Source organism: Streptomyces sp. H27-H1, assembly GCF_026627445.1.
Classification (GTDB): domain Bacteria; phylum Actinomycetota; class Actinomycetes; order Streptomycetales; family Streptomycetaceae; genus Streptomyces.
Map to the genome: position 1 here is coordinate 1 of NZ_JAPNLJ010000067.1, position 22296 is coordinate 22296.

A 22296-nucleotide genomic window follows, 5' to 3' on the forward strand; every position below is an offset into this window, starting at 1 on the left:
GGATTTGCCGTCCTACCGCGACGCTGGACCGTGGAGAGGACGCTGGGGTGGCTCATGAACCACCGCCGCCTCGCCCGCGACTACGAAGCCCACTCCCACCGCTCCGAAGCCATGATCCACCTCGCGACGATCAACCTCATGACCCGCAGACTCACCCACGAATCCACCCCCAAATGGCGCAGAGCATGAAACAGGATCAACCCGGTAATCCGGGATAAACCAATGGGATGAAACGCCCTCTAACCTTGCCATTTATCCAGTCGGCGGGGCTTGGTGCCCTTCTTGTGATGGGCGGGTCTGGTGTACGCCTCGCCGGTTGCGAGGACCCGTCCCACGTCGTGACGGGTTGCCGAACGGCTGATTCTTGAACCGAGTGGGCGGCCGGGGCCAGGTCGGGAGGGTTTGGGCGCACGCGCTGGCGTCGGGGTCTGAGCGTGGAGGTTTCTGAACCCGGTTCAGGCGGGGGTCGTGGTCACCCGCGCAGTGTGCCGCCCGGCCTCGGCGGTCCGGGCCGGTTCACCGGCGGTAGCAGTGGCTTAACCGCTCTGTTCTGGTGAGCTGAAACAACCCGCAGGGCCGGACCTGGGAGACTAGGGATCATGACCGACCGTCGACCGCTCTCGCTGCCCGCCTTCTCCGAGCCCTCTTCCGACGCTCCCGTACCCGCCCAGGCGGGTGGGCGCCGGCTGATGCCGGTCGAGCAGGGCGCCGACTTCCGCCAGCCGCCCGGCGAGCCCGAGCCCGCACCCGCCCCGGCCCGACGTCCGCTCGCCCCCGGCGGCCTCACCTTCTCAGACCCGGACCGCCGTATCTGAGCGCTACCACCACGGGTTGCGCCACGTCCAGGACCAGCTCACCACCTAGCCCCACCGCCCGGTGTGCCAGCGCCTCCACCTGGACAGTAGTCGTAGCCGGCCCGGCTCCCGCCTCGGATATCGTGTTCCTCTACGGGGTGCCATAACGGATGTGACGCCCCCCACCGGAGGTAGTCAGCGTATGAGTTCAAAGCGCAGCAAGAATCCAGCCCTGCCCGTACTTGACGACGCATACCGACTCGCGTCCGTCAAGGACGCCGAAGAGTCCACCCGTGACTTGGCCGCGCGGCTGGCCACCACCGAGCTGCGCCGCGTTTCCCACCCGGGCCGGGTCACCTGGGAGCCCACCGATCAGGCCGAGCCCGTACCGGTCCCGCCGACTGTGGTCGACGGTGACGGGGACCTGTGGCTGCGGGACCGGGGCACTGGCACCTGGACCATGCCCGAGTTCAACCCGAAGGAGTTCCCGGCCCGCTGTGGCGAGGTTCTGACGTGGAACCAGCTTGCCTGCGAGTTCGGCCCGCTGACCGCACTGGCCGACGACCGCCGCATCGGCGGCGGCCGGCGCTGACCACGCAGCCTTCTGGGGTGACCGCGCCCCTGAAGCGCCCGTTACGGGTAGCAGGGAGCTCCAGGAGGTCACCGCCGACCAGGTCGCCAACGCCGAGGCCGGCGAAACAGCGGAGGCGATCGTCGCCCGCGACGCCGACAAACTCGAATGCCTTGTCCAGGCCGTCGAGTACCGCGAGCAGGGCTACAGCCTCACGCAGAACTGGATCGACACCAGCCTCGCCCCCCTCAAGACCCCGTCAGCGAAGGCGCTCGCCGACGCGGCGCTCAGCATGGACTCGCTCCAGTGGCAGAAGAACTTCCTGCCCTGACCGGCACCAGATCCAGCGAGGCCCCCGGTGCTCCGCGCCGGGGGCCTCGTCATGCCGGGGCTCGAGGTGGAGCGGAGCCTGACCGGGGTGGTCTGGGTGGCGGGTACCGTCGGCAGTACGGGGCGCGGTCCTGGCCAGCAGAGGTCGCGACGGGGGCCGTGCCCCGGCCCTCCGAACAGCTGGACCTCCGCCGCTGGCCACAGACTGCGCCCCGGCCTCGAACAGGCTCCTCTTCACCCCGGCTATCGCGGGTTAAAGAGGTGTCGTTTTACGAAACCGGCTTGCCCACAGGGGCTGACCTGGGAGAACGAAGGTCAGGAATTCTCGGGGGTTCACACCTGCGGTCCTACTCCCGATCCCCCGCTGAAAGCAACCGCCCAGCCCCCTGTGCAGGCAACCCCCGGTGCAACCCCGATACAGCCCGTATGGCATCCGGGCAGACAGGTCCGGGCAAGCCTCGGAAGGTTTGCCCGGTGGGCTGGATGGGTGAACGACGGTCCCGGGGCGTGCCGGGGTTGCCGGGCGGCCGGTTGGGGGTCCAGCGGACCGTACGGCCCGTGCAACGGGGTCACGTCTGCGAGGCACAGCATGGAACTTCACAAGCAGCGCAGCCCGCGTGGTGAGGGCGGCCAGCCGACGGAGTGGTTCGGCACCGCGTTCCACTCCGTCCAGGGCATGACCCACCTGGACGTTCGCCAGTCCGGCAACGGCATCCTGATCACCTCCTCTCCCGCTGAGGTCGACGGCACTGCGGCCGCGTGGCCTCTGCGGCTGCGCAACGACGACGACGGCCGCGGGCTGACCGATCTCGGCGCGGCCCTCGCCTGCGGACAGGGGCACGCCATCGGCGTGGAAGAGGGGGCCGGGTTGGAGACCGCCCTGGTGTTCCTCCCCGACCACCCCGAGGAAGGCGTCGGCACGTTCGCCCGGGTCCGCACCGTCGAGGGCCCGGAAGGCGGCGTCGTCTTCGAGCGACGCGCAGAGAGGCCGATGGCCTTGTGGGCGGAGGCCGGAGAGAACCTCCGCCGGATCGTCCCGCTGCTCGGTCCGGACGCGCCGTCGGCGGATGAGCCCGAGAACTGCCACCTGTGCCCTGGCTGTCACACACCCTCATCGGTGCCGGCCCGATCCCGGTGTTCGGGCTGTGCCGACTGTGCGCTGAGGGGACCACACTGCGCTCGCTGCGCCAGACCGACGTACCCATCGACCTACAACAGCGCGCCGTCCTTGAGACCGTGGCCGCCGCAATGGCGTAGCCGGGTCGCCGGCTCCTGGGCAAGCCCCTCACACGGATGGCTTGCCCAGGGTCCCCTTGGGCTTGCCCAGCCGCTCAGGCTTGCCCCCCGGGCGGAGCGCCAACGCTGCCGGGGGCTTGCCCAGGGGACCCTTGGGCCTGCCCATCCGTCTTTCGCCGTCGGTCAAACCGCACGTCAGCGCCGTGACCGGCCCGTGCAACCCCTTCCGGGGCGGCGGCCGGGCACCTGCGTCGGCCGACCGTGACCGGACAGCAGCCGGTGGTCGGTCAGCCGACTGCTACGACCTGCCCTCGGTCAGGCCGCTGGGCATATTCTCGATGTAGAGCAGGGTCCCTTCGACGCCGGACTGCCAGCCGGGAGACTCGCTGGCGTACCGGCCTTCGGCGTCGGCTCGGATCCGGGCGGCCAGGGTGCGCAGGTCTGTCTGGAGTCCCTGCCGCCGGGCGCTGTCCGCGGCCTGGCGCAGCTCGTCGGTCAGCCAGCTGGGGTTCATGTCGTTCACCACTCCAGCATGACGCGGGTGCGGCTTCCGGGGGAAGCGGCGTGTCCCGCCGACGTCGTGTTCGTTGTCCCGGCGACGCGTGCCTGCCCGTCTCCGACGGAGGCGCGTAGGAGGGGTCCCTGCCGCGCCCGGCCGGGGGCCCCTCACTTTTTCCGTTCACGCGGCGCCGAGCAGAGCGCGCCTCATCCGGCCTCGGGGAGCACCGGGCCACGATGGAGCCCCGTCGGCTGGAGCCGCGGGTGACGGGAGACGGAATTGATCAACGTGGGCGTCCAGCACCGCGGCGGCTCGGTCCTGATCAGCATCGACGGAACACTCGATGAAGACGCGGACGAGGCGCTCCGGCAGGCCCTGGGCCGTGTCACCACCGACGAACGGGATCTCCTGGTGGACCTGCATGGGGTGACGGCCATGGACACTGACGGCCTGTTCCACCTCTTGGACCTGCACCGGCGCGCCGAGCGTCGGCGCCTGCGTGTGCTGGTCACCAGCTGGCAGCCCCAGCCCCAGCAGTTCATGGCCGAGGTGGCCGGGATCTCGGGGGCTGGGGCGGCTACCGGGGAGCGGTACGCGGTGGCGGGCTTTCGCCGGCTCCTCGAGGACCGGGCCCAGCGCGCACGCGACCAAGCCGACTTCGCCGCCGGCTGGCTGCCTCGCGCCTAGCTGTTTCCCTGCGCGGTCCCGGCCCGCCACGCGGCATCGGCCCGGGCTTGGGTCGCTGTGTGGCGGGATGCTGCGGGGCCATTGCTATGCACGGTGACTCTCCGGCCGCCCATCCTGGACGGCCGGTGTATGACGATCGGTGTGCTGGTCACGCATTCCACCGTGCAGTTGACGGGCCAGTGTGCTCCATTGCGCGGCCTCGTCCTGGTGTCCCGAAGCTCTCCGTATCTGGCCGACGGTGAGCATGGCAGGGCACCGCGACCGCAACGCCACGCTCACCCCACGCGAGCGGGAGACTCCGCATCTTCTGGTGGAGGGTCTGAGCAACAAGCTGATCGCACGTCGGCTCCGGATCTCGGAACACGGTGCCAAACGGCTCGTGGCCAACGTTCTCGCCAAGATGAACTGCCCCAACCGCACCCAGGCAGCGAGAGACCAGCTCCGCGTCAGTCACCCAGACTGGCCCGTACGGGGGTGGCGCCCTCCAGCAGCTCAGTCGCCGACGTGCACGTGCGCGGCCCACCGCGTCGGCACCGCCGGGTAGGCGTCCCTCATGCGACGTGAGGTCTCGGTGAGCGCGGTGGCCGCCTGGGCGGTGTCGGCGGGCCGGGTGCCGTGCGCGGTGAGCGCCTCGTACACCGCCACGGCGGTCTCGGTGCTGTCCGCGGTGTGCCACAGCGTGCCGATGACTCCGCGGAAGCCGGCGAGGTGGAACGCCGATGCCAGGTTCAGCGGCTCGTCCAGCAGCGCCGGGTCGGGACTGGCTGTGTCGCACGCGGACAGGAACGCGAGCTGCGCTTGCGTGGTGCGCAAGTCGCGCACGAACGACGGCACGAACATCCCGTTGTTGAGCATCAGCCCGCCGAGGTCGGGGTGCCCGGCGGAGCTGACCGCCCGGCCGTGGCAGGCGAAGTGGGCGATCGCATGGTCGTGGAGGCCGTCCTTGATGGCGTCCGCGGAGGCGGCGGAGTCCATGAGCACAGTAGAGCCGGGCAGAAGCGCGGCCACCGCCTCGGCCTCGTCGCGGGCGCTCGGCAGCGTGGGCACGCCTTCACCCTCGCCGACGCCGACGATGAGCGCGGTGGGTCGGCAGTGCTGCGGCGGGGGCGTGGTTACGGTGTCGGCGAGCGCGGTGAGCGACGGCGTGTACGAAGCGACAACGCGGTCGAAGACGGTCAGCCCCGCGCGCTCGCGGTGCCGGCCTGCCGCGTGCAGCGGCAGCCCTGCCATGACGCCGACCGGGCACCACCACAGCCGCGAGTCCGCGACCCGGTCCAGTACCGGCCCGGCCGTGGTGTCCCACAGCCACTCCAGTACGGCGTGCAGGTCCAGCTGTGCCTGCTCGCGCCGGTCGAACGAGCACCCAGGGGCCTTCACGTCAGCGAGCGCCGCCCGCAGCTTTTTGAGCTGGGCGCGGGCTGTGCTTGCGGTCATCTGCCGCAACGGCACGGCCTCGACGGGCCGCAAGTAGTCGCCGGGAACGACGAGCGCGGTGCCCGCCGCGCTGACGATCACCGCGGTGTGCCCGATCAGGCGCTCGCGCAGCATCTCAAGGTCGGGCGGCATCAGTAGGTTCTCAAGCCCCCGCACCGCCCGCGCGGTCTGGATCAGCCCGTCCCGGCGCGCCGCGAGCCGCCTGATCCGTTCCACGGCCTGCGGCCGCGGATCCCAGTCCCTGGTGGAGGTCCGGCCGGCGTACTCCACCTCGATGTGGAACGTCAGGTCGGAGTAGGAGTCGGCGTCGGCGAGGTCCTTCTCCACCCGGCTGAGCTCCTCGGCGAGCTCCGGCCGGATCTTGAGCAGCTTCGCCCAGCCGCGGCGGATTCCCCACGCATCGCCGAACAGCATGGCCCGGCACTGTTCGAGCAGCTCCAGCGCCCGGTCCAGCTCGCCTGACCGCGCCCCGGCGTCCACCACACGGTCGGCGAGCCCGTCCAACTGCCGCACGGCCCGCAGCCGCTGACTTCGCGGCAGCGCCCGGCTGATCGTCGCGGGAATGGCCGCGATCACGCGTTCCAGCGCGTTCAGTATCGTCGCCGGGTCCGCCTCGGCGAGTATGTCGGCCTGCCCCCGCTCGCACAGCATCCGGTGCTGCGCGGTGGCGGCCGGGTGCGTGCCGACCGCCCGGTAGTGGGCGATCGCCTGTTGGCGCAACTCGTCGGCGCGCGGTCCGCCGAACGTCGCGAGCGCTCGGGCCGAGCGCGCGAGTGCGAATGCTCGCAATGGCCACCAGTGGTGGTCATGCGGCGTTTCGCGAACGGCCTTCTCGGCGAGGGTGAGCGAGTCGTCCAGTGCGTCCAGGTCGCCGCACTGGTGGTACCGGTGGTAGAGCAGGTCGGCGATCGTGCTTTCGATGCGCGGGTTGTCGGGGTGGTCGGGAGCCAGCAGTGCGAGCGCGGCGCGGTAGGCGCGTTCGGCCTCGCGAAACGGCTCGGCGTCCGTGACGTCGGTCGCGACCGCCTGCGTCTGCACGGCGGCGGCGTAGTTGTAGAGCATTCCGATACGGCGTACGTCGTCCTCGGGAATGGCGGCCACTGCCTGCGCGCCCGCCTCGACGGCCCGGGCGAACAGAGTGTGGTCCCCGGCCTCGGCCACCTCCATCGCGGCGTTGGACAATCCCGACCAGCGCAACGGGAGGTCCTCGTCGCCGGGCGGGGTCAGCGCGAGGGCCTCCTCCGCGACGGTGACGGCCTCCTGGCCGGCCGCCGGGTTGGCGCCGAGTTCGAACTGCCTGACCAGCGTGGACGCCAGGGTGGAGAGCCGCACTGCTCGCTGCCCTTCGTCGCGGGCGGGCATCTCCAGCAGCGCGCGGGCCGCGGCGACCGCGACCGTCGCGTCATCGGGGGAGCCGGTCTGGACGGAGAGGGTCTCCGCCGCGTGGGCGAGCGCCTTCAACAGCTCGGATCTGCGTGCGTCGTCTGGTGAGGTGGTCAGCATCGCTTCGAAGACCGTGTCGCAGGCGAGCCCGATCGCCGCGGTGTCCCCGCCGAGCTCCCAGAGGTCGGTGTGCCGGCCGTAGAGGTCCAGCAGCGCGTCCAGCCTGCCCTCGTGGTCGAGCGGCAGCCCGATGGCGAGCAACCACGCCTGGTCTCGGCGTTCCACCAGTACGCCAGGCACGATGTCCTGGCGCCGCAAAGCTTCGACCTTGTCTCGCTGCGCCTGCAGAGCGTGGGGATCACGGTGGCAGGTCCGCAGGAACCGCGCCACATCCGGCCCAATGCGGCTGCTCACCTCATGTTCGAGCTGGGCGAGCGCGGACAGGGTCACCGTGTCGCCGAAATCCCGCTCCAGCGCGTCGGCGAGGTCGCGGCAGGTGACGAACGCGCCTGCCAGATAGATCTGCGCGGCGCCGTTCGCGTAGAGGTCCGACTCGTACTGCGCGAGCTCAACCACGACGTCGCGCCACACCGGGCGTTCGCGCAGTGCCAGCTGGGCGGCGGCCCGGTAGTCGGCGAGCACCTGACCTCGCCGCCTGCCCGCGAACACCCGAGCGCGGGCGCGATCGACCAGCCGGCGGGCGCGTTGCGGGTCGGCCTGGGGCGTGCGGGCCAGCACCCAGTCCAGCGCGTTGAGGACCTTCTCGGCGTAGTCGTTCGTGCCGTGGTACTCGTCGAGCATGAGCAGCAAGGCGCACTGGTCGGCGGTGAGCGCGGCCTTCATCCGCTCGTCGACCACAGCGTCCAGCAACGCGGTGTAGGCATTCACGAAGTCGACGAGCGACTCGGGGTCCTGGCATTCGAGGAAATCCGCCCGTGCCTCCATCAGCTCCCGGTACTGCTCCGCGGCGGTGACGGCGGCGACCACGGGATCGGCGTCCCCGCCCACGACGGACGCCCAGAACTCCCGGTCGATCAAGCCGTCGAACCCGCTCTGCGCGCGGTAGCGGAGCCAGTACGCCTGCGCGAGGTGCGGCAACAGGTGCCGCGGGCACCGCGACGGCGGAGGGAGGGTGGCGGCGAGCAGTGCGCCGACGTCAGCGGAAGACTCGAAGTTCTCCACCACTAACCGGACATCGTCGTACATGCGGCCCCCCGATCCGTTCCCTCCACGGTAGCGTTAACAGGATCGTCGCGAAGGGGGTTCGGAGTCGGCATGGCACCAACGACCGGTCCGCGTGTCGGAACTCTTTGCGAGCAGGCGGGAGAGGCGCTGGCGGAACGCGCCGCGCTGTACGGCGTGGCAGACGTGCTGGCCAGGGTCGTCGAGGCGGCTTCTCGGGGCGCGGTGCCCGAAGCCGACCTCGACCTGCTCGACAGCGCCTTCGCCGAGCATGGCATAGACAACCTGACTCGGGCGTACCGCGACTTCGCCCGGTGGCCGGGCCCACGGAACCTGGTCGTCACGGCATGGAAGTGCCCGACCGGCGCGTGCCCGCGCAATGCGACCGACAAGCAGCCGTCGTGCCATCTCACCGGGCAGCCGTTCCGCGAGATCAGGGTCGAGCTGTGAACGTCTTCCTCACGGAGCTCGGCAAGAACCTGGCAGGTCGCTGGGCCGCCCTACTCGCGCTGCCCGCCGCGGTGTTCGTGGCCGTCCTGGTGGCGGCGGTCGTACTCGGTCCCACGCACGCACTCGACATCGCGCTGCTGCGGACGCGCGTGATGGCGGTGTCCACGGGGCCGGCTCTGGTGTGGACCGCGGCGGGGCTCCTCGCGGCGACCGCCGCGGTGGGGCTCGCGGTGACGGCGTTGGGCGATGTCGTGATCAGCTCCTGGGGAGCGACGGGTACGGGCCTCGGCAGGCCATTCACCGCGCTGCGCCACCGCCGCTGGCATCGGGCAGAGGCGAAGGCGGACACCGCGATCAGGGCAGTGCTGGCCGACCCGGACAACCGCCAGGCCAAGGCCAGGGCGCGTCGCGCTGTGCTGCGCCGCGACGCGATCTCCGAGACCGAGCCGAACTGCCCGACGTGGGCGGGCGACCGGCTACGTGCCGTCGCCGACCGCGTCCGCCGCGGGACCGGCCTCGACCTGACCACCACGTGGCCGCGGCTGTGGCTGGTGCTGCCCGACGCGGCACGGGTGGAGGTGACAACGATCCAGGAGCGGTGTGCCTCAGCCGCCCGAACGCCGGTGTGGAGTTTGGCCTACCTGGTTGTCGGCGCATACTGGTGGCCCGCGCTCGTGCCAGGGCTTTGGCTGTTGTTGGCATCGCCACGGCGGATCCGCCGCTCGGTCGATGTGTACGCGGACCTCGTGGAGTCCTCGGTCGACATGCACAGCCGTGACGTCGCCCATCAACTCGGGTTCGAGCTGACGGGTCGGCTGACCCCGGAGATCGGAGCGCAGATGACCGAGGCGTTCCAGAAGCACCAACCATCAGCCGATCCGGCCCACCAATGATCGGACACACTCTCACCTCTTCATCCCGGAATCGGTGTTCTGAACCGTTCTGGGTCGGTAGAGACTCGATACCTTTCATCGAATCGAGTCTCTACCGAACCCAGAACGGTTCACACACCGTCTTGCTGCCGGTGGCGTACACGCTGAGGCCGCCCTCTTCCTGGCCAAGCAGGGGCTGCCAACCACCTGCAGTCGCACGTTCGTACGCGACCGGAGCCGAGAACCATCCGTCCGTGAACTTCCCGCGGGACGAGCGGTGTTCCTCGGTTCCTTCGAGGACGGCGTCAACTCGTACTGGCTACTGACCGAACCGACCTCGAAAACGCCCTCGACCTCGATGAACTCGGCGCCCGGGGCGACTTGGACTGGTCGCGTTGCGCGATCGACTCGGTGAACATGAGGGCCCTGAAAAGGGGGATCTGACAAGTCCGAATCCTGTGGATCGAGGCAAGTTCGGTTCGAAGATCCACTTGATCACGGAGCGGACGGGTCTGCCCCTGTCCGTCGCGATCTCGGGCGCGAACCTTCACGACAGTCAGGCTCTGGAGCCCCTCGTCCGGGGCGTACCGCCCATCCGCTCACGCCGCGGCCGCCGACGGCGCAAGCCCGGAACGCTCCACGCGGACAAGGGCTACGACTATGCCCACCTGCGGAAATGGTTACGTGGACGCGGTATCAAGCACCGCATCGCCCGCCGAGGCGTCGAGTCCTCCCAGCGGCTGGCCGCCACCGATGGGTGGTCGAACGCACCATGGCCTGGCTCGCCGACTGCCGACGCCTCCACCGCCGCTACGAACGCAAGGCCGAACACTTCCTCGCCTTCACCAGCATCGCCTGCACCCTCATCTGCTACCGCAGACTCGCCCAATGAGATGACTTCTAAGCCAGCTCCGCTGACTCACGCTGCCCGCAGATCTTCGTCGTCGGGCAATTCGAACAGCGCCTGCATGTCTCCTCCCTGCACGTAGCGACTGGGGGGCAGCTTCCCGCGAGCGGGCCGCCGTTCCGCCCAGTACCTCTCGGCGGTACGCCGGCTCCTCCCACCCAGCGTCAGAGCCAGCATGGCCTCCGCGTCGCTCAGCCGCTGCGCAACGATGTCGCGGGACGCCATGATCCGGTCGAAGGCTTCCGCCCAGCGCTCCACCAAACGCGGCCCGACCCCACAAGCGGTCAGAAAAGCTGCGCACTGCTGGCGGCTGGCAGGCAGAGCCTCCCGATTGACGATTCGCGCGGCCGAGCTCACCGGCAGCAGATGCGCGCCGCCCGCCAGCGCCCGAAGCCGCCGCAGTGGCAGCGCACCGGCGCGCTCGTAGAAGTACTCCAGCGCCTCACTCAACGCCCCGCGCGTGGTCACCAGCTCAGGCGAGCCGGGCCTCCGCAGCTGCGAAAGACGGTCCCGCTCGACGATCCGGGCCAGCTGCCACAGATGCACGACCATCCCGTCCACCCCGGCCAGATCACCGCAGACCGCGACGATCGCCGTGATGGTCTCCCAGGACGGCACGGTCCGCCCCGAAGCCGCGCGCTTGAGCGTCGCCGGCGAGACACCCGTCTTCGCCGCCAGCTCCTCGTAGGTCAACCCAGCCACGGTACGCAGCTCACGCAGTCCCGTGGCCAGCTTGCCGCGGGACTGGACCGAGAAGTCGACGGGAAGTTCAGGACGTCCCATGCCCAGGCGCCCTTTACCGGCCGGCCTGGAGGGCGCCGCGGACCGCTGCAGCCACGATGCCGCGCCCGCCCGGCGTCAGGGTGAAGACCGTCAGCATGCCGATCCCGGCCGCGCCGCCCAGGAGCTGGAAGATCTCCGTCATCGGCATCTTCCCGTACAGACGCATAACCGCCGCCAGCACGAGCACCACGCACACCACCGCAGCCTGCGACACCGTCATACCGCCCACCGCACCCGGCCGGACACCCACCCCACGCCGCCCCTGAAGGCGGCCGTCGCTGTTCTCCATACCCATCCCTTCACGGGAGCACGGGAGAACCCGGCCCCCATCAGATGCTGCGAGGGGGCGCGGCGAACCGCGCCCCCTCGTACTAATTGACTTCGCCAAGTAGCGCGCTACCGGAGGCGATTGCAGTCGCCGAACCCGGTCCGCTAATGATGACAGGGGCTCCCCGTCCGGCCTAAGGCCCGCCACCCCACAGAAGTCCGATATGAACCGAATGCCCGTTCATTGGTTCACTGGCGTCCATGACTTGCATGCACGCAAGATCCCCCCTGATCAGCGCCTGACCAGCCACAATTCCCAGCCCGACATAACGCCTCTCCTGCCGACGCCCCCAGAACAACCCCTCAACGGACCAGCAATGAGCCCGTTCGTCCACAGGCGTCCAAACGAAACTTGCCTCCTGCGACCGCCCGGGGCACCGTGGGGTGCAGAACCGACCGGGAGACCGGCGGAACCCCCTCGAATGCTGTTGACTTCGCAGATCAGGGACACAGCAGCACCGCGTTGCAGCGCGAGTGCCGCACGCGACAGGGCCGACCCGCACCCGGGTCGGCCCTTCTCTGTTCTACTGGCCCCGCCGCTCCAAACGCTCCGTAAGGCGCCTTACGGACCCCGCAGCGTCCTCACGTACGCGGGTATGAAGTTTCCCCGTGATCCTGGACACGTCTCTTGTTACGCCGCGAGGGCTTGTTCTTGCTGGTAGCGCAGGCGTGTCTCGTGGGGTGTGAGGTAGCCCCAGTTGATGTGTTTGCGTAGTCGGCGGCGGTTGTAGAAGGCCTCGATTAAGGTGAAGATCTCGGCGCGGGCGGTGGCCCGGTCGGGCCAGAAGCGGGTGCCGATCTCCTCTTTGAGGACAGCGAAGAACGACTCGGCGGCGGCGTTGTCGTAGCAGATCCCGGTCCGGCCCATGCTCTGCCGCAAGCCCAACTCCCGGATTCGATCGCGGAATTGGGTTGACGTGTATTCCGATCCGCGGTCAGTGTTGATCACGCAACGCGGAGAGAGACGGCCCAGGCCAGCGGCCATGTCGAGGGCGTCGACGACGAGTTCGGCCCGGTGGTGGTCGGCCATCGAGTACCCGATGATCTCGCGGGTCGCCAGGTCCAGCCACGAGGCGAGGTAGAGCCAGCCCTCGGCGGTCGGGATATATGTGATGTCCCCGACGATCTTCATGCCGGGGCTCTCAGCGTGAAAGTCGCGGCCGATCAGGTCGGGGGCCGGTGCGGCCTTGGTGTCCTGCTTGGTCAGGCTGCGCCGTCCGGTGCGACGGCTGTGGCCGGCGATGCCGTGCTCGCGCATGGCACGCTCCACGCGCTTGCGGTTGACCCGGTGGCCGTGCCGGCGTAGATCGGCCGTGACGCGCGGGACGCCGTAGGTGCCCTTGGAGGCGAGGTGGATCACCGTGATCTCGTGGGCCAGGGCCTCATCGGCCCGGCGCCTGGCCTCGCGGGCCTCGATCCCGGCCACCCATCCGTAGTACGTCGAGCGGGCCGTCTTCATCACCCGGCAGAGCATAACGATCGTGTAGTTCGCCTTCTCCGTGTGAATGAACCGGCATATCGCGCTCACCGGTCGGTCTCCTTCGCGAAGAAAGCTGTCGCTTTTTTAGGATTTCAATCGTTTTCGCCTGCTCGAGGGTGAGCTTCCTCAGCCGCTTCAGCTACTCATCACGCGCATCCGCGCTCACACCGGCCGGCCCCGCGCTCCCGGCGGCTTCGGCGGCCCGGGCCTTCTTGACCCAGCCGCGCAGGCTCTCCGAACTGATGCCGAGCTCGCGGGCGACATCGGTGGTCACCGTCCGCCCGGACGAGCGCACGAGCTCGATCGCGTCCCGCTTGTACTCGTCCGAGTACCGCTTCGTGTACTTGCTTCCCACCTGGCACTACTTCCTCTGGAACCTCTCAGATCCCAGTCTCCAGGTGTCCACGATCAAGGGGAAGCTTCATTGCCCGCCTGGCCCCCGCCAGCAGCACCAGCATCCGCTCGCGGGCCACCGCCAACTCCAGGGGCCCCGACGAGACCGGCGGGCCACCCGGATCCGCGACATCGTCGGGCGGTGCTGCGGACGCCGACGCATCCACGGGCTCCTCGCCGCCAGCTGACTCCTGCTCCTGCGGCTGAGGTTCGTTGCTGCCATCGACAGTGCCGGCATGGCCTGTGAGCGAGCGCAGGGTTTCCCGTGTGTTCGTCAGGTGGGCCAGCCGTTCCTCCGCTGTCGCGATCTTCTCTCGAAGCGTGGGCAACTCCCCGCGCACGATGGCTTCTTCCGTGTCAAGACGCTCGAAGAGCGACGTATCGCGGACCTGCCTTCACCCAGCCGGCATCGGGGCCTCGCGGCATTGGAAGCCCCAGCCAAACGTAGGGCGACCCGCAACAAGATCGCAGAGGGTGACCGCAGATGCCCCCAAACGACCACGCTCGCCCGCCTCGCGTCCGCACTCCTTCGCTGACGGACAACTCGCGCCCGCAATGACCCTGCCACTGTACGGCCTCTGCGTCGTAGGGTCACGAGCGTGACCGAACCCCACTCGAGCGAGGCATTGACGAATTTCCTGAACACGCTGCAGGTCGGCGAAGTCCGCACCGGCCGCGTCATCAGCCTCGAGGGCCGGGAGGTGCTCGTCGAATTGGACGGATTTTCCGGCCCCGGGAAAGCGGTGGGCCGCATCCCCCGCGGCGACCTGACCCGCAAGGCGATCGGCCATCCCGCCGAAGCCGCGAGCATCGGGCAGCAAATCGCCTTCGAAGTGATCTCCGTCGACTGGCAGAAGGAGTGCGTCTGGGCCTCCGCTTCAGCGTGCGAGGACCCGGCGCTGAGAGCGTTCCTTCTTGGCCTCCAGCGTGGAGCAAGACACCAAGGTCAGGTGCAGAGCGTCCACAACTTCGGTGTGTTCGTGAACCTCGACGGCGAACCGAATGATCAGTGCACCGGATTCATCAGGGGCCCCGAACTGAGCTGGCTGAGGATCGACCATCCTGCAGACGCCGTCGCGGCTGGCCAGCGGGTCGTCGGCGAGATCATCGACGTAGACACCCGGCGTGGACAGGTCCAGCTGTCGCTGAAGGCTCTCCAGGAGAACCCGCTCGTTCCCTTCGTGGACCAAGCAGGCCTTGTCACCACCGGCCAGGTCACCAAGCTGATCCCGTTCGGAGCCTTCGTCCGCATCGCCGACGGCGTCGAGGGCCTCGTGCACAACACCGAGTTCCGTGACGAACCCGTCGAGCACCCCGGTCAGATCGTGAGCGAGGGCGACGAGATCACCGTACGAATCGTCGAAGTCGACCTCACACGCCACCGCCTCACCCTGTCCGCCAGAAACCTGTCACCGGAGGGGAAGCGGCCCTTCTGAGGAACGAAACCGGCTGCGAGTAGTCAGTCAGCGGCAGACAGATGGTGCCACCAGTGACCACAGCCGCCGGAGCAGAAGCGCTCGCGGCGCCGCCCGTCGGCGACCGCGAGCACCGCGATCAGCAGCCTGAACGCCTTGCGGCGTTCGTCGAGAGGCGTGAGACCAGCGATCTTTCCCAGTTGCTCGTCGATCCGGCCGCGTGAGATCAATACCGCGGGCGTATGCGTCGGGCGCAGTCCAGCACGGCGGATGCTCTCTGGCGCATCCTCGGCGACAGCGCGCGCCTGGATACAGTGATGACGTAGGAACAGCAGCACCTCGGACTGGTCTTCCGGGACGAGGTCGTCGAACCACTCGATGCCTTCAGACATGGGGCGCAGCCCCTGCGCGAGTTCATTGAGCCGGACGTCCCGTTCGTTCACCATTGCCCCCGGGAGATCAGGCGGCACTCGGCCGCGGCGCCGGGGCGGATCCACATCCGCACTCGTCAGGACGCGTGCCCACAGCTTGCCGTGCGCAGCCGCTCGAGCACCAACTCATTACAAGCGGCATGGGTGCAGCCCTGTGGCCCGCCACGTGCTGGGGACGGAACTCAGCTGCCCTCAGGCAGGAGCAGCGGCTTCCCAAGCAGCGGTGACACAGCCTTCCTCCCAGTGCCACCACTCCTTCGCTTCACCATGTTCCAAGAGCGTGCGGATCCGAGGCAGGTCCGCCTTAGGCGGGACATCCAGGGCCACCATCCGGAACTGCTCAATCCCCTCGCCGGTCGTGCCGAGGCGGTGGAAGACCTCCAGCACGCTTTGCCGGGCGGCGGCTGAGCCGTCGTCCGTCAGTACGATCAGCCGGATCGTGCAGTTCTGAGACGGTCGGACCGTCTCCCCGGCCCAGAGAACACCGTCGCCATCGAACTCCACCTTGATGATGTCGCCGCTGGCGACTCCGCGTACGAACCAGGGCGTGTTGTCCAACCGCACCGTGCCGTCGCCGAGGTCCACCGCCCATAGGCTCTCGACGCTTGCCGGCGGCCAGCCATCCTCATCTATGTCCATCCGGAAGTGGACCTTCACGTGGGCGTCACTGATGTTCGTCACCGCGCTATCATCCACACCGCATTCACGGGGCAGGCCCGGGGAGGGCGGTCGCGCGATGTCATCGGACCTGGACAGTGGCGCAGATGAAGGTCGTGTCCTGTAGCAGCTCCGGAGTGATGGCCACGCTGGTCAGGTGCTCTGCCAGAGCGAACGCTGCTGGTGAGGACAGATCCGTTTCCGGAGACTCGTCCTTGAGGTGGAAGCCGATCCGCTCCATGACGTCGAGGAGTTCGTCGGGTGCGGTGCCCCATCGGTCTTCCGGGAACATGGGATCGAAGCAGAGTCGCAGAACCCGGTCCTCTGCCCAGAGGAACGTGCCGACAGCGTTGATGTTGACGAAGTGAGAGACCCAGCTCGCCCCGGCCGAGGCTGGCAGGACTCGATCTTCGGTGACTCCGAGGTAGCCGTTGGGCTCGATCAGGAGCGTCCAGGCACCCACGGTCGTCATGGCGACCAGCTGACGGTCACCCTCCTCCAGGTCGTACTGGGCAAAAGCGGCGTCGACCACGGCAGCTATGCCCTGCAGAGGAGCCTCCGGTCGGCCTTCGAGCCGGGCCATCAGCTCAGCAGGCGACAGACCTCGTACCAGGGTGAAGCAGTACGCCTCGGCGATGTCTGGAAAGTCGTTCTCGAACCACGCGTAGTCCGCTCCGGTCTTCGTCATGCCGCCCATCCTTGCCCCTGCGTCTGACAGCGGCTGGCCCGGCCGCCGGCAGGGTGGGAAACGATCTCCGCCGATTCGGGAAGCGATCTTGGTGTGCCTCTGGAGTGCCTGCTCACGGGCACTTGTGAACACCCCGTATCAATGAGGGCCTGGGCGAGCAGGGTGCGTACGGCTTCGTCGGTGAAGCCGACGGTTCTCTGTGCCGCGGCGCCGCTGGAACAGCAGTGGGGCCTGCTCGCGCCAGGTGCATTCGGTCCGGTCGTAGGAGCGGACATGGCGAGCGTGACGAGGCCGGCCGCCGCTTCGTGGTCCGCAACGGCCATCACCGCGAGCGGACGGTGACAACCGACGCCGGGCCGATCGAGGTGAAAGCGCCCCGTGTGAACGATAAGCGCGTCGACGCCGCCACGGGCGAGCGCCAGCGGTTCGCCGCCAGCCTGCCGGGGGACACGGAGCCGTTGGGTGGGGTTGCCGAAGGCCTGGGCCGTTCCTCTTCGCACGACGGAACAACGACCGTAGTGCGACGACCCGGGTTTCCGCCTGCTTGCCGCTGGCGGCGTCCCGAAGTTACGTCACGCGACCACAGAGCACTCGAAGGAGGAAGAGCTTCCTGGCCACAGGGCCAGAGACTCAGCGAGGCTCAGAAGAACTCACAGGATGTCGCACAAAACGTCGGTCGTCCATCGCGTCGCGGATGTGCACCAGTCGGCACCACGCTATCCCGTGCTCTGCGACGACAGTCGCCGTGTGATCCGGTCGAGCATCTCCGTCAACGGCTCGCCGACGTCCCGGCCGAACTCGGTCAGCCCGTAGGTGACCTGCGGCGGCGTCGTTGGCTCGACCTCCCGCCAGACCAAGCCGTCTTGGACCAGCGCCCGCAGCGTCTGGGCGAGCATCTTCTCGCTGATGCCCTGGATGCTCTCGCGCAGCTCGTAGAACCGAAGGCTTCTGCTCCGCAAGGAGATCAGTACCCAGACCCCCCATTTGCTGGTCACGTGGTCGACCACACCGCGCGCGGGGCAGGCGGTGTGAAACACGTCATACCGTCCCTCCGCCTCAAGGCCTCCACGCTGCACGCTTTCTGTCATCCCATGAGCTTACCCAAGGGTATGTCCTTACCGGAAGTTAGCTCCACTCCTAGCGTGAGGGCCACAGAAGACATCTGACAAGGGAGCTGAAGATGATTGTGGTGACCGGAGCCACCGGGAATATCGGCCGGCCGTTGATCCAGGCACTGACCGAAGCGGGCCAGCAGGTGACGGCAGTGTCACGGCACACGGCAGCGGTGCCCAACGGCGCCCGCCACGTGGTGGCCGACCTGGCCGAGCCGGCCAGCCTCTCGCCCGCGCTGGCCGGGGCGAAGGCACTGTTCCTACTGCTGTCCGGCGACCTGCACGCCACAGGAGCCAACCCTGCCGACATCATTGGCGAAGCTGCGGCCGGCGGGGTCCGCCGGGTCGTCCTGCTCTCCACACTGGGTGTGGTGACCAGGCCCTCCGGCCAAACGCGGATCGCGATGCGCGCGCTGGAGGACACGTTGCGGGAGTCCGGTCTGCAGTGGGCCATCCTGCGGCCGGGCGGCTTCGCCTCCAATGCCCTGTGGTGGGCCGAGTCCGTCCGCACGCAACAGGTCGTCGCCGCGCCCTTCGGCGACGTCGGGGTACCGATCATCGACCCGGCGGACATCGCCGCGGTCGCGGCAGCCTGCCTGCTGGACGACCGGCACGCCGGCGGCGTCTACGAGCTGACCGGCCCGCAGGTGGTCACTCCGCGCCAGCAGGCCGAGGCCATCGCCGCTGCCCTGGGCTCGCCGGTGAGGTTCCACGAGCTCACCCGCGACGAGGCCAAGGCCGCCATGTCCCAGAGCATGCCGGCCGAACTCGCCGACGACACCCTGGACATCCTCGGCTCCCCGAGCCCGGCCGAACTGCATGTCAGCCCGGATGTCCTGCGCGTCCTCGGCCGCGCCCCGCGCCCCTTCGCCGACTGGGCCGCCCGCAACGTCGCCGCCTTCCGCTGAGGCTGCGGCTCCATGGGCGAGTTCCGACTCCAGTGGCACTCGCGCTCCGAGACCCGCGGCCAAGAACTCCACTGGATATCGCGGGCGTAGCCAGCCGCCACGTCCGACCGTAGATCTTTCACAGAACACCCCCGACGAGATCGTGCGTGTGAGACGACCAAGATCAGGTGCCTAACGCCAACAGTTGTATCGATGGTCCCCGAGGCCGTTGAGCCCCGTGAGTTCAGGGGGCGGTTTCTAGGGATCGTCGCAACACGTGATCGTTTGTGTTAGGCGGCGAGTAGTTTATGCAGGCGCTCGGCTGGGGTTTCCCAGCCGAGCGTTTTGCGTGGGCGGCCGTTGAGTTCGGCGGCGACGGCGGCCAGGTGTTCACGGGTGTGGGCGGCCAGATCGGTGCCCTTGGGGAAGTACTGCCGCAGCAGGCCGTTCGTGTTCTCGTTCGAGCCGCGTTGCCAGGGGCTGGCCGGGTCACAGAAGTAGACGGGGACGTCGGTGGCGACGGTGAAGGCGTGGTGGGCGGCCATTTCGGAGCCCTGGTCCCAGGTCAGCGAGCGCGTCAGATGCGATGGAAGGGTCTTGACGGTCTTCACCAGCGCGTCGTGCATGTGCTCGGCGCTGCGGCCGTCAGGCAGGTGTACCAGCATCACGTAGCGGGTCGCCCGCTCAACGAGGGTGCCGATCGCTGAGCCGCCGTCCTTGCCGATGATCAAGTCCCCTTCCCAGTGGCCGGGCACCGCCCGGTCCTCTGCCTCGGCGGGACGTTCGCTGATCATGACCATCGGGTGCGTGAAGCGCGGCTGACGGCAGGCCGCCTGGCGTTGGGGCCTGCGGCGGGCGCGTCCCGAGCGAAGTGCCCGGGCCAGCTCGCGGCGCAGTTCTCCGCGGCCCTGGACGTAGAGGGCCTGGTAGATCGTCTCGTGCACCACATGCATCTCCGCCTGGTCGGGGAAGGTCCGGCGCAGACTCTCGCATATCTGTTCCGGGCTCCACTTCCGGTCCAGTCCGTCCTGAATGAAGTCCCGCAGCGCGGAGTTCTGGCCGATCTTGCCGGGCTTGGGGCGAGGCCGGCGGGCATCGGCCCGGGCCTGGGCGGCGTGCGGACGGTAGTACCACCGGCCACGGGGATCCACGGTCCGGTTGCGGCGGATCTCCCGGCTGACCGTCGAGGGGCTGCGGCCCAGCTCGGCGGCGATCGCCCGGACGGTGGCCTTCTCCCGCACCCGGTCGGCGATATGGATGCGCTCGGTCTCGCTCAAGTACCGGGACGACGCGGCAACGGGCGCCCGCTCATTGTGAGCGGGCGCCCGGTACCTCAGCGGATCCATCCGGCCATTGCGCCACTCGCGACCGGTCCGCTCATGCACGCCGACGAGTCGGGATGCCTCTTTGCTGCTGTAGCCCTGTTGCACGAGCCGGAAGTATTCCGCCCGCTCAGCACGGAGCTTCCTGGGCCCCTGCGCCGTCCGGACCTTACGGACCTCGAAGTCCATCGCACCCCTTGAGCTGGGGTGTTGCGACGACCACTAGAACCCAAGCCATGACGTCCCGGGGCTTCGCAGTGCATCTGTCCACCCGATGCAACGACCCAGGCCGAAGCGGGTCACGCGCCAGCCGCGACACCGGGGCGCGCCGTCCGCGCGCTGATCCAAACGAAACGGCCTAGTAGTGCTTTGTTACTGAGGTTTTCAGGGTGGAGTCGGTGGTGAGAGGGTCAGGCCGGTGGCGGTGAGGCAGCCGTCAATCAGGCGGGGCTGGAGCTGGATCCTGCGTAACTCGCGGCGGAGTATGCGGTCGAGGTCGTCGGGTGTCTCGAAGGCGGTGTTGGCCATCGCTCTGCGCACGAGTGACCAGACGGCCTCGACGGGGTTCAGGTCGGGCGCGTACGCAGGGAGCCGGACGGTGGTGAGCCAGTCGTGTTCGGCTTCATAGCGTTTCAGCCCGGCGGCCAGGTGGGTGTTGAGGTTGTCCCAGACCACCACGATCGGTCCTCCGAGCTGAATGTGTGCCCGGACCAGCAGGTCGCGGTAGTCCTTCCAAGAGAAGCTCTTGCGGGCGCCCTTGAGGAGGAGATGGGTGCGGGGCCGGTAGATGAGACGGCTAGGCTCGCCGGGTTTGTAGCAGCAGAGTGTGGCGACGGAGGTCCTGCGGCGGGACCTGCCTCTGACCCGGATGACGGGGGTGTGTCCGCGCCGGCCCCAGGTGCGGGCGCGGGGCGGCGTCATGGAGAATCCGGCCTCGTCCTCGAAGACGATCCAGCCCCCACACGCCGCCGCGAGGCTTTTACCCGCGGCCACACCTCCTTCTTCCACAGCTCGACGGCGTGCTCGTCGCGTTCAAGGGCTCTGCGGGCGGGTGCCTGCCAGGACCAGCCGTGCCGTTTCAGCAGCCGCCAGACCGTCGCCACCGACAGCGTCAAGCGCAGGCGGCGGCGGATCACCGTCTGGACGCGGGCCAGGGTCCACCGCTGATCCTCGAAACCGTGTGCTGACGGGCCCTTGCCGAGTTCGTCCTCGAGTACGGCGAACTGGGCATCGGTGACGGTCGGGGAGTTTGCCGGGCCACTCGAGCGAAGGGCGTCCATGCCGCCCTCGCGCCAGGCACGGCGCCAGCGTTCCACCGACCGCACACTCACCCGCAGATCCTTCGCGATCACCGCGGTCTTCTCACCCGCCGCGAACCTCTCGCCGGCCTCACGCCGGATTCCCTCACGAAACGCCCGACGCTCAGCGGTCAGGCCCCCACCCTCCGGATAACGCATACCACCGGCATACCGCAGGGATCATGACCCGTCACCACCCGACGGCAACCCGAAATCCTCAGTAGCATCTCCGTCCTTGGCGCTGGTGGGCACTTGCGTCCCGGAGCCCTGCCGGACTCCGATCTGTTCCCGCCGTTTCTCCCTATGCCAGCGGGTCGTTGAAAGCACCGGCCCCTCGCCAGGATGGGCCGGTGGAGTGGGAGGACGACCCAAGATGACCGATGAGCAGTGGCTGCCCCGGAGCACGGCGATGTTCCGCATGTACGACCTCGACGGTGACGGCCAGCTCGGCCGGGAAGACCTGATCGCCTACGCGGGACGTCTGGCCGAGCAGCTCACGGCGCCCGGCGACACCATGCGCCGCGCACCGCCCTCTACGACGCCTATCTGGAGCTGTGGACCCAGCTCGCGGCCGTTTCCGACACCGACCGCGGCGTGCGCATCAGCGAGCAGGAGTTCATCGCCGCGAGCGCCCGCGGCGCGATCGACACCGACCCCCACTTCAGTGACTCGACCCTGCGCGCCGTCGACTCGCTGGCCGACGCGCTGGACCGGGACGGCGACGGCCAAATCGACGCCGCCGAGTACGGGCGGAGCTTCGGCGCGACGGGACTGTCCGAGGACACCGCCGGCCTTCACCGTTGTGGACGCCGACGGCGACGGCCGCATCAGCCGCCAGGAACTACGCCGGGCAGCCTTGCACCTCTACCCGCTGGCCGATCCCACCTGGCTCACCACCGACATCCCCACCACCCCCGGCCCCCGTGGCATCGCCTTGGTCGCCCACGACACGGGCAAGGCCGACCTGATGGCCTGGGCCCGCCGGCGCGCGGACGCCCTCAAGCCCCACCGCCTCTACGGCACCGGCACCCTCATCACCCGCCAGATCGGCCTGGACGTCACCGCGCTGCGCAGCGGACCGCTCAGCGGCGACCAGCAGATCGGCCCCTCGTCACCCAGGACGAGATCGACTTCCTGATCTTCTTCACCGACCCGCTC

At 68.8% G+C, this 22296-nt stretch carries 23 protein-coding genes and 4 pseudogenes; 14 read left to right on the forward strand and 13 right to left on the reverse strand.

Annotated elements, in window-relative coordinates; all coding sequences use genetic code 11:
* The 5 genes and pseudogenes from OTB20_RS37905 to OTB20_RS37925 form a co-directional block, all read left to right on the forward strand.
* Nucleotides 1–189 (forward strand): annotated as a pseudogene (locus tag OTB20_RS37905) (IS5/IS1182 family transposase); the annotation flags it as partial.
* A 410-nt stretch (nt 190–599) separates the two neighbouring features.
* Nucleotides 600–815 carry a hypothetical protein gene (locus OTB20_RS37910; protein ID WP_267824490.1) on the forward strand — a complete coding sequence of 72 codons (216 nt, stop codon included), beginning with the start codon at nt 600–602 and terminating at the stop codon, nt 813–815.
* Between the two features lie 181 nt (nt 816–996).
* Entirely contained in the window at nt 997–1386 is a 390-nt protein-coding gene (locus OTB20_RS37915; protein ID WP_267824491.1) for a hypothetical protein, read from the forward strand.
* Between the two features lie 64 nt (nt 1387–1450).
* Nucleotides 1451–1696 (forward strand): annotated as a pseudogene (locus tag OTB20_RS37920) (HAD family hydrolase); the annotation flags it as partial.
* 1088 nt (nt 1697–2784) lie between these two features.
* Nucleotides 2785–2952, forward strand: coding sequence for a hypothetical protein (locus OTB20_RS37925; RefSeq protein WP_267824492.1), 168 nt, complete (start codon nt 2785–2787; stop codon nt 2950–2952).
* Between the two features lie 277 nt (nt 2953–3229).
* Here the strand turns inward: OTB20_RS37925 and OTB20_RS37930 are convergent, their stop codons facing one another.
* Nucleotides 3230–3454 (reverse strand): hypothetical protein, encoded by a 225-nt coding sequence (locus tag OTB20_RS37930; protein WP_267824493.1) that lies wholly within the window; start codon nt 3452–3454, stop codon nt 3230–3232.
* A 264-nt stretch (nt 3455–3718) separates the two neighbouring features.
* Between OTB20_RS37930 and OTB20_RS37935 the strand changes: the two genes are divergently transcribed.
* Both OTB20_RS37935 and OTB20_RS37940 read left to right on the forward strand, forming a co-directional pair.
* A complete protein-coding gene (locus tag OTB20_RS37935; RefSeq protein ID WP_267824519.1) occupies nt 3719–4117 on the forward strand; it encodes an STAS domain-containing protein in 399 nt (132 codons plus the stop codon).
* 244 nt (nt 4118–4361) lie between these two features.
* Nucleotides 4362–4661 carry a response regulator transcription factor gene (locus tag OTB20_RS37940; RefSeq protein WP_267824520.1) on the forward strand — a complete coding sequence of 100 codons (300 nt, stop codon included), beginning with the start codon at nt 4362–4364 and terminating at the stop codon, nt 4659–4661.
* Here the strand turns inward: OTB20_RS37940 and OTB20_RS37945 are convergent.
* Entirely contained in the window at nt 4610–8140 is a 3531-nt protein-coding gene (locus tag OTB20_RS37945) for a CHAT domain-containing protein (RefSeq protein ID WP_267824494.1), read from the reverse strand. The two genes, OTB20_RS37940 and OTB20_RS37945, sit on opposite strands and share 52 nt — an antisense overlap.
* A gap of 69 nt (nt 8141–8209) precedes the next feature.
* On the opposite strand from OTB20_RS37945, the gene OTB20_RS37950 reads away from it, so the two are divergent.
* From OTB20_RS37950 to OTB20_RS37960, 3 genes and pseudogenes are all read left to right on the forward strand, one after another.
* A complete protein-coding gene (locus OTB20_RS37950; RefSeq protein ID WP_267824495.1) occupies nt 8210–8566 on the forward strand; it encodes a hypothetical protein in 357 nt (118 codons plus the stop codon).
* A complete protein-coding gene (locus OTB20_RS37955; protein ID WP_267824496.1) occupies nt 8563–9459 on the forward strand; it encodes a hypothetical protein in 897 nt (298 codons plus the stop codon). The genes OTB20_RS37950 and OTB20_RS37955 overlap by 4 nt, the downstream gene beginning before the upstream one ends.
* A 437-nt stretch (nt 9460–9896) precedes the next feature.
* A pseudogene (locus OTB20_RS37960) lies at nt 9897–10330 on the forward strand (IS5 family transposase).
* Nucleotides 10331–10357: 27 nt separating this feature from the next.
* On the opposite strand, the gene OTB20_RS37965 reads toward OTB20_RS37960, so the two are convergent.
* The 5 genes from OTB20_RS37965 to OTB20_RS37985 form a co-directional block, all read right to left on the reverse strand.
* On the reverse strand, nt 10358–11128 hold the full coding sequence (locus OTB20_RS37965; protein ID WP_267824497.1) for a helix-turn-helix domain-containing protein: 771 nt from the start codon (nt 11126–11128) through the stop codon (nt 10358–10360).
* A 13-nt stretch (nt 11129–11141) separates the two neighbouring features.
* Nucleotides 11142–11417 (reverse strand): hypothetical protein, encoded by a 276-nt coding sequence (locus tag OTB20_RS37970; protein ID WP_267824498.1) that lies wholly within the window; start codon nt 11415–11417, stop codon nt 11142–11144.
* Nucleotides 11418–12086: 669 nt separating this feature from the next.
* Nucleotides 12087–12983: an IS3 family transposase gene (locus OTB20_RS37975; RefSeq protein WP_267824499.1), complete on the reverse strand. Its 897-nt coding sequence runs from the start codon at nt 12981–12983 to the stop codon at nt 12087–12089.
* Nucleotides 12984–13074: 91 nt separating this feature from the next.
* Complete coding sequence (locus OTB20_RS37980; RefSeq protein ID WP_267824500.1) at nt 13075–13290, reverse strand: transposase; 216 nt, start codon at nt 13288–13290, stop codon at nt 13075–13077.
* Between the two features lie 25 nt (nt 13291–13315).
* Nucleotides 13316–13669: a hypothetical protein gene (locus OTB20_RS37985; protein ID WP_267824501.1), complete on the reverse strand. Its 354-nt coding sequence runs from the start codon at nt 13667–13669 to the stop codon at nt 13316–13318.
* A 258-nt stretch (nt 13670–13927) separates the two neighbouring features.
* Between OTB20_RS37985 and OTB20_RS37990 the strand changes: the two genes are divergently transcribed.
* On the forward strand, nt 13928–14764 hold the full coding sequence (locus OTB20_RS37990) for a S1 RNA-binding domain-containing protein (protein WP_267824502.1): 837 nt from the start codon (nt 13928–13930) through the stop codon (nt 14762–14764).
* A gap of 23 nt (nt 14765–14787) precedes the next feature.
* Here OTB20_RS37990 and OTB20_RS37995 read toward each other — a convergent pair whose 3' ends face one another.
* The 3 genes from OTB20_RS37995 to OTB20_RS38005 form a co-directional block, all read right to left on the reverse strand.
* Nucleotides 14788–15189 carry a DUF5958 family protein gene (locus OTB20_RS37995; protein WP_267824503.1) on the reverse strand — a complete coding sequence of 134 codons (402 nt, stop codon included), beginning with the start codon at nt 15187–15189 and terminating at the stop codon, nt 14788–14790.
* Nucleotides 15190–15366: 177 nt separating this feature from the next.
* On the reverse strand, nt 15367–15855 hold the full coding sequence (locus tag OTB20_RS38000; protein ID WP_267824504.1) for a DUF4265 domain-containing protein: 489 nt from the start codon (nt 15853–15855) through the stop codon (nt 15367–15369).
* A gap of 58 nt (nt 15856–15913) precedes the next feature.
* Entirely contained in the window at nt 15914–16519 is a 606-nt protein-coding gene (locus OTB20_RS38005) for a DUF6461 domain-containing protein (protein ID WP_267824505.1), read from the reverse strand.
* A 284-nt stretch (nt 16520–16803) separates the two neighbouring features.
* Here OTB20_RS38005 and OTB20_RS38010 point away from each other — a divergent pair.
* A pseudogene (locus OTB20_RS38010) lies at nt 16804–16959 on the forward strand (IS256 family transposase); the annotation flags it as partial.
* A 276-nt stretch (nt 16960–17235) separates the two neighbouring features.
* Here OTB20_RS38010 and OTB20_RS38015 read toward each other — a convergent pair.
* A complete protein-coding gene (locus OTB20_RS38015; RefSeq protein ID WP_267824506.1) occupies nt 17236–17607 on the reverse strand; it encodes a winged helix-turn-helix transcriptional regulator in 372 nt (123 codons plus the stop codon).
* A 92-nt stretch (nt 17608–17699) separates the two neighbouring features.
* Between OTB20_RS38015 and OTB20_RS38020 the strand changes: the two genes are divergently transcribed.
* Nucleotides 17700–18539, forward strand: a complete 840-nt coding sequence (locus tag OTB20_RS38020) for an SDR family oxidoreductase (RefSeq protein WP_267824507.1) — start codon at nt 17700–17702, stop codon at nt 18537–18539.
* A 269-nt stretch (nt 18540–18808) separates the two neighbouring features.
* On the opposite strand, the gene OTB20_RS38025 is transcribed toward OTB20_RS38020, so the two are convergent.
* Both OTB20_RS38025 and OTB20_RS42975 read right to left on the reverse strand, forming a co-directional pair.
* Complete coding sequence (locus tag OTB20_RS38025; RefSeq protein WP_267824508.1) at nt 18809–20029, reverse strand: IS30 family transposase; 1221 nt, start codon at nt 20027–20029, stop codon at nt 18809–18811.
* A gap of 195 nt (nt 20030–20224) precedes the next feature.
* Nucleotides 20225–21297 (reverse strand): IS630 family transposase gene (locus OTB20_RS42975; protein ID WP_420716577.1). Its coding sequence is split into 2 segments (ribosomal slippage): nt 20225–20787 and nt 20787–21297, totalling 1074 coding nucleotides; the frame shifts between segments, so codons are not numbered across the junction.
* 250 nt (nt 21298–21547) lie between these two features.
* Between OTB20_RS42975 and OTB20_RS38040 the strand changes: the two genes are divergently transcribed.
* Nucleotides 21548–22276, forward strand: a complete 729-nt coding sequence (locus OTB20_RS38040; protein WP_420716580.1) for a hypothetical protein — start codon at nt 21548–21550, stop codon at nt 22274–22276.
* The last annotated feature ends 20 nt before the right edge of the window (nt 22277–22296 follow it).

What these genes read in the sequence shown, in the direction of transcription:
- OTB20_RS37970 (WP_267824498.1), bottom strand. Translation starts at nt 11,417, where the DNA reads ATGGAGAACAGCGACGGCCGCCTTCAGGGGCGGCGTGGGGTGGGTGTC.
- OTB20_RS37965 (WP_267824497.1), bottom strand. Translation starts at nt 11,128, where the DNA reads ATGGGACGTCCTGAACTTCCCGTCGACTTCTCGGTCCAGTCCCGCGGC.
- OTB20_RS38025 (WP_267824508.1), bottom strand. Translation starts at nt 20,029, where the DNA reads ATGGACTTCGAGGTCCGTAAGGTCCGGACGGCGCAGGGGCCCAGGAAG.
- OTB20_RS38040 (WP_420716580.1), top strand. Translation starts at nt 21,548, where the DNA reads ATGTTCCGCATGTACGACCTCGACGGTGACGGCCAGCTCGGCCGGGAA.
- OTB20_RS37940 (WP_267824520.1), top strand. Translation starts at nt 4,362, where the DNA reads ATGGCAGGGCACCGCGACCGCAACGCCACGCTCACCCCACGCGAGCGG.
- OTB20_RS37915 (WP_267824491.1), top strand. Translation starts at nt 997, where the DNA reads ATGAGTTCAAAGCGCAGCAAGAATCCAGCCCTGCCCGTACTTGACGAC.
- OTB20_RS38015 (WP_267824506.1), bottom strand. Translation starts at nt 17,607, where the DNA reads ATGACAGAAAGCGTGCAGCGTGGAGGCCTTGAGGCGGAGGGACGGTAT.
- OTB20_RS37950 (WP_267824495.1), top strand. Translation starts at nt 8,210, where the DNA reads ATGGCACCAACGACCGGTCCGCGTGTCGGAACTCTTTGCGAGCAGGCG.
- OTB20_RS38020 (WP_267824507.1), top strand. Translation starts at nt 17,700, where the DNA reads ATGATTGTGGTGACCGGAGCCACCGGGAATATCGGCCGGCCGTTGATC.
- OTB20_RS37910 (WP_267824490.1), top strand. Translation starts at nt 600, where the DNA reads ATGACCGACCGTCGACCGCTCTCGCTGCCCGCCTTCTCCGAGCCCTCT.
- OTB20_RS37995 (WP_267824503.1), bottom strand. Translation starts at nt 15,189, where the DNA reads ATGGTGAACGAACGGGACGTCCGGCTCAATGAACTCGCGCAGGGGCTG.
- OTB20_RS38005 (WP_267824505.1), bottom strand. Translation starts at nt 16,519, where the DNA reads ATGACGAAGACCGGAGCGGACTACGCGTGGTTCGAGAACGACTTTCCA.
- OTB20_RS37945 (WP_267824494.1), bottom strand. Translation starts at nt 8,140, where the DNA reads ATGTACGACGATGTCCGGTTAGTGGTGGAGAACTTCGAGTCTTCCGCT.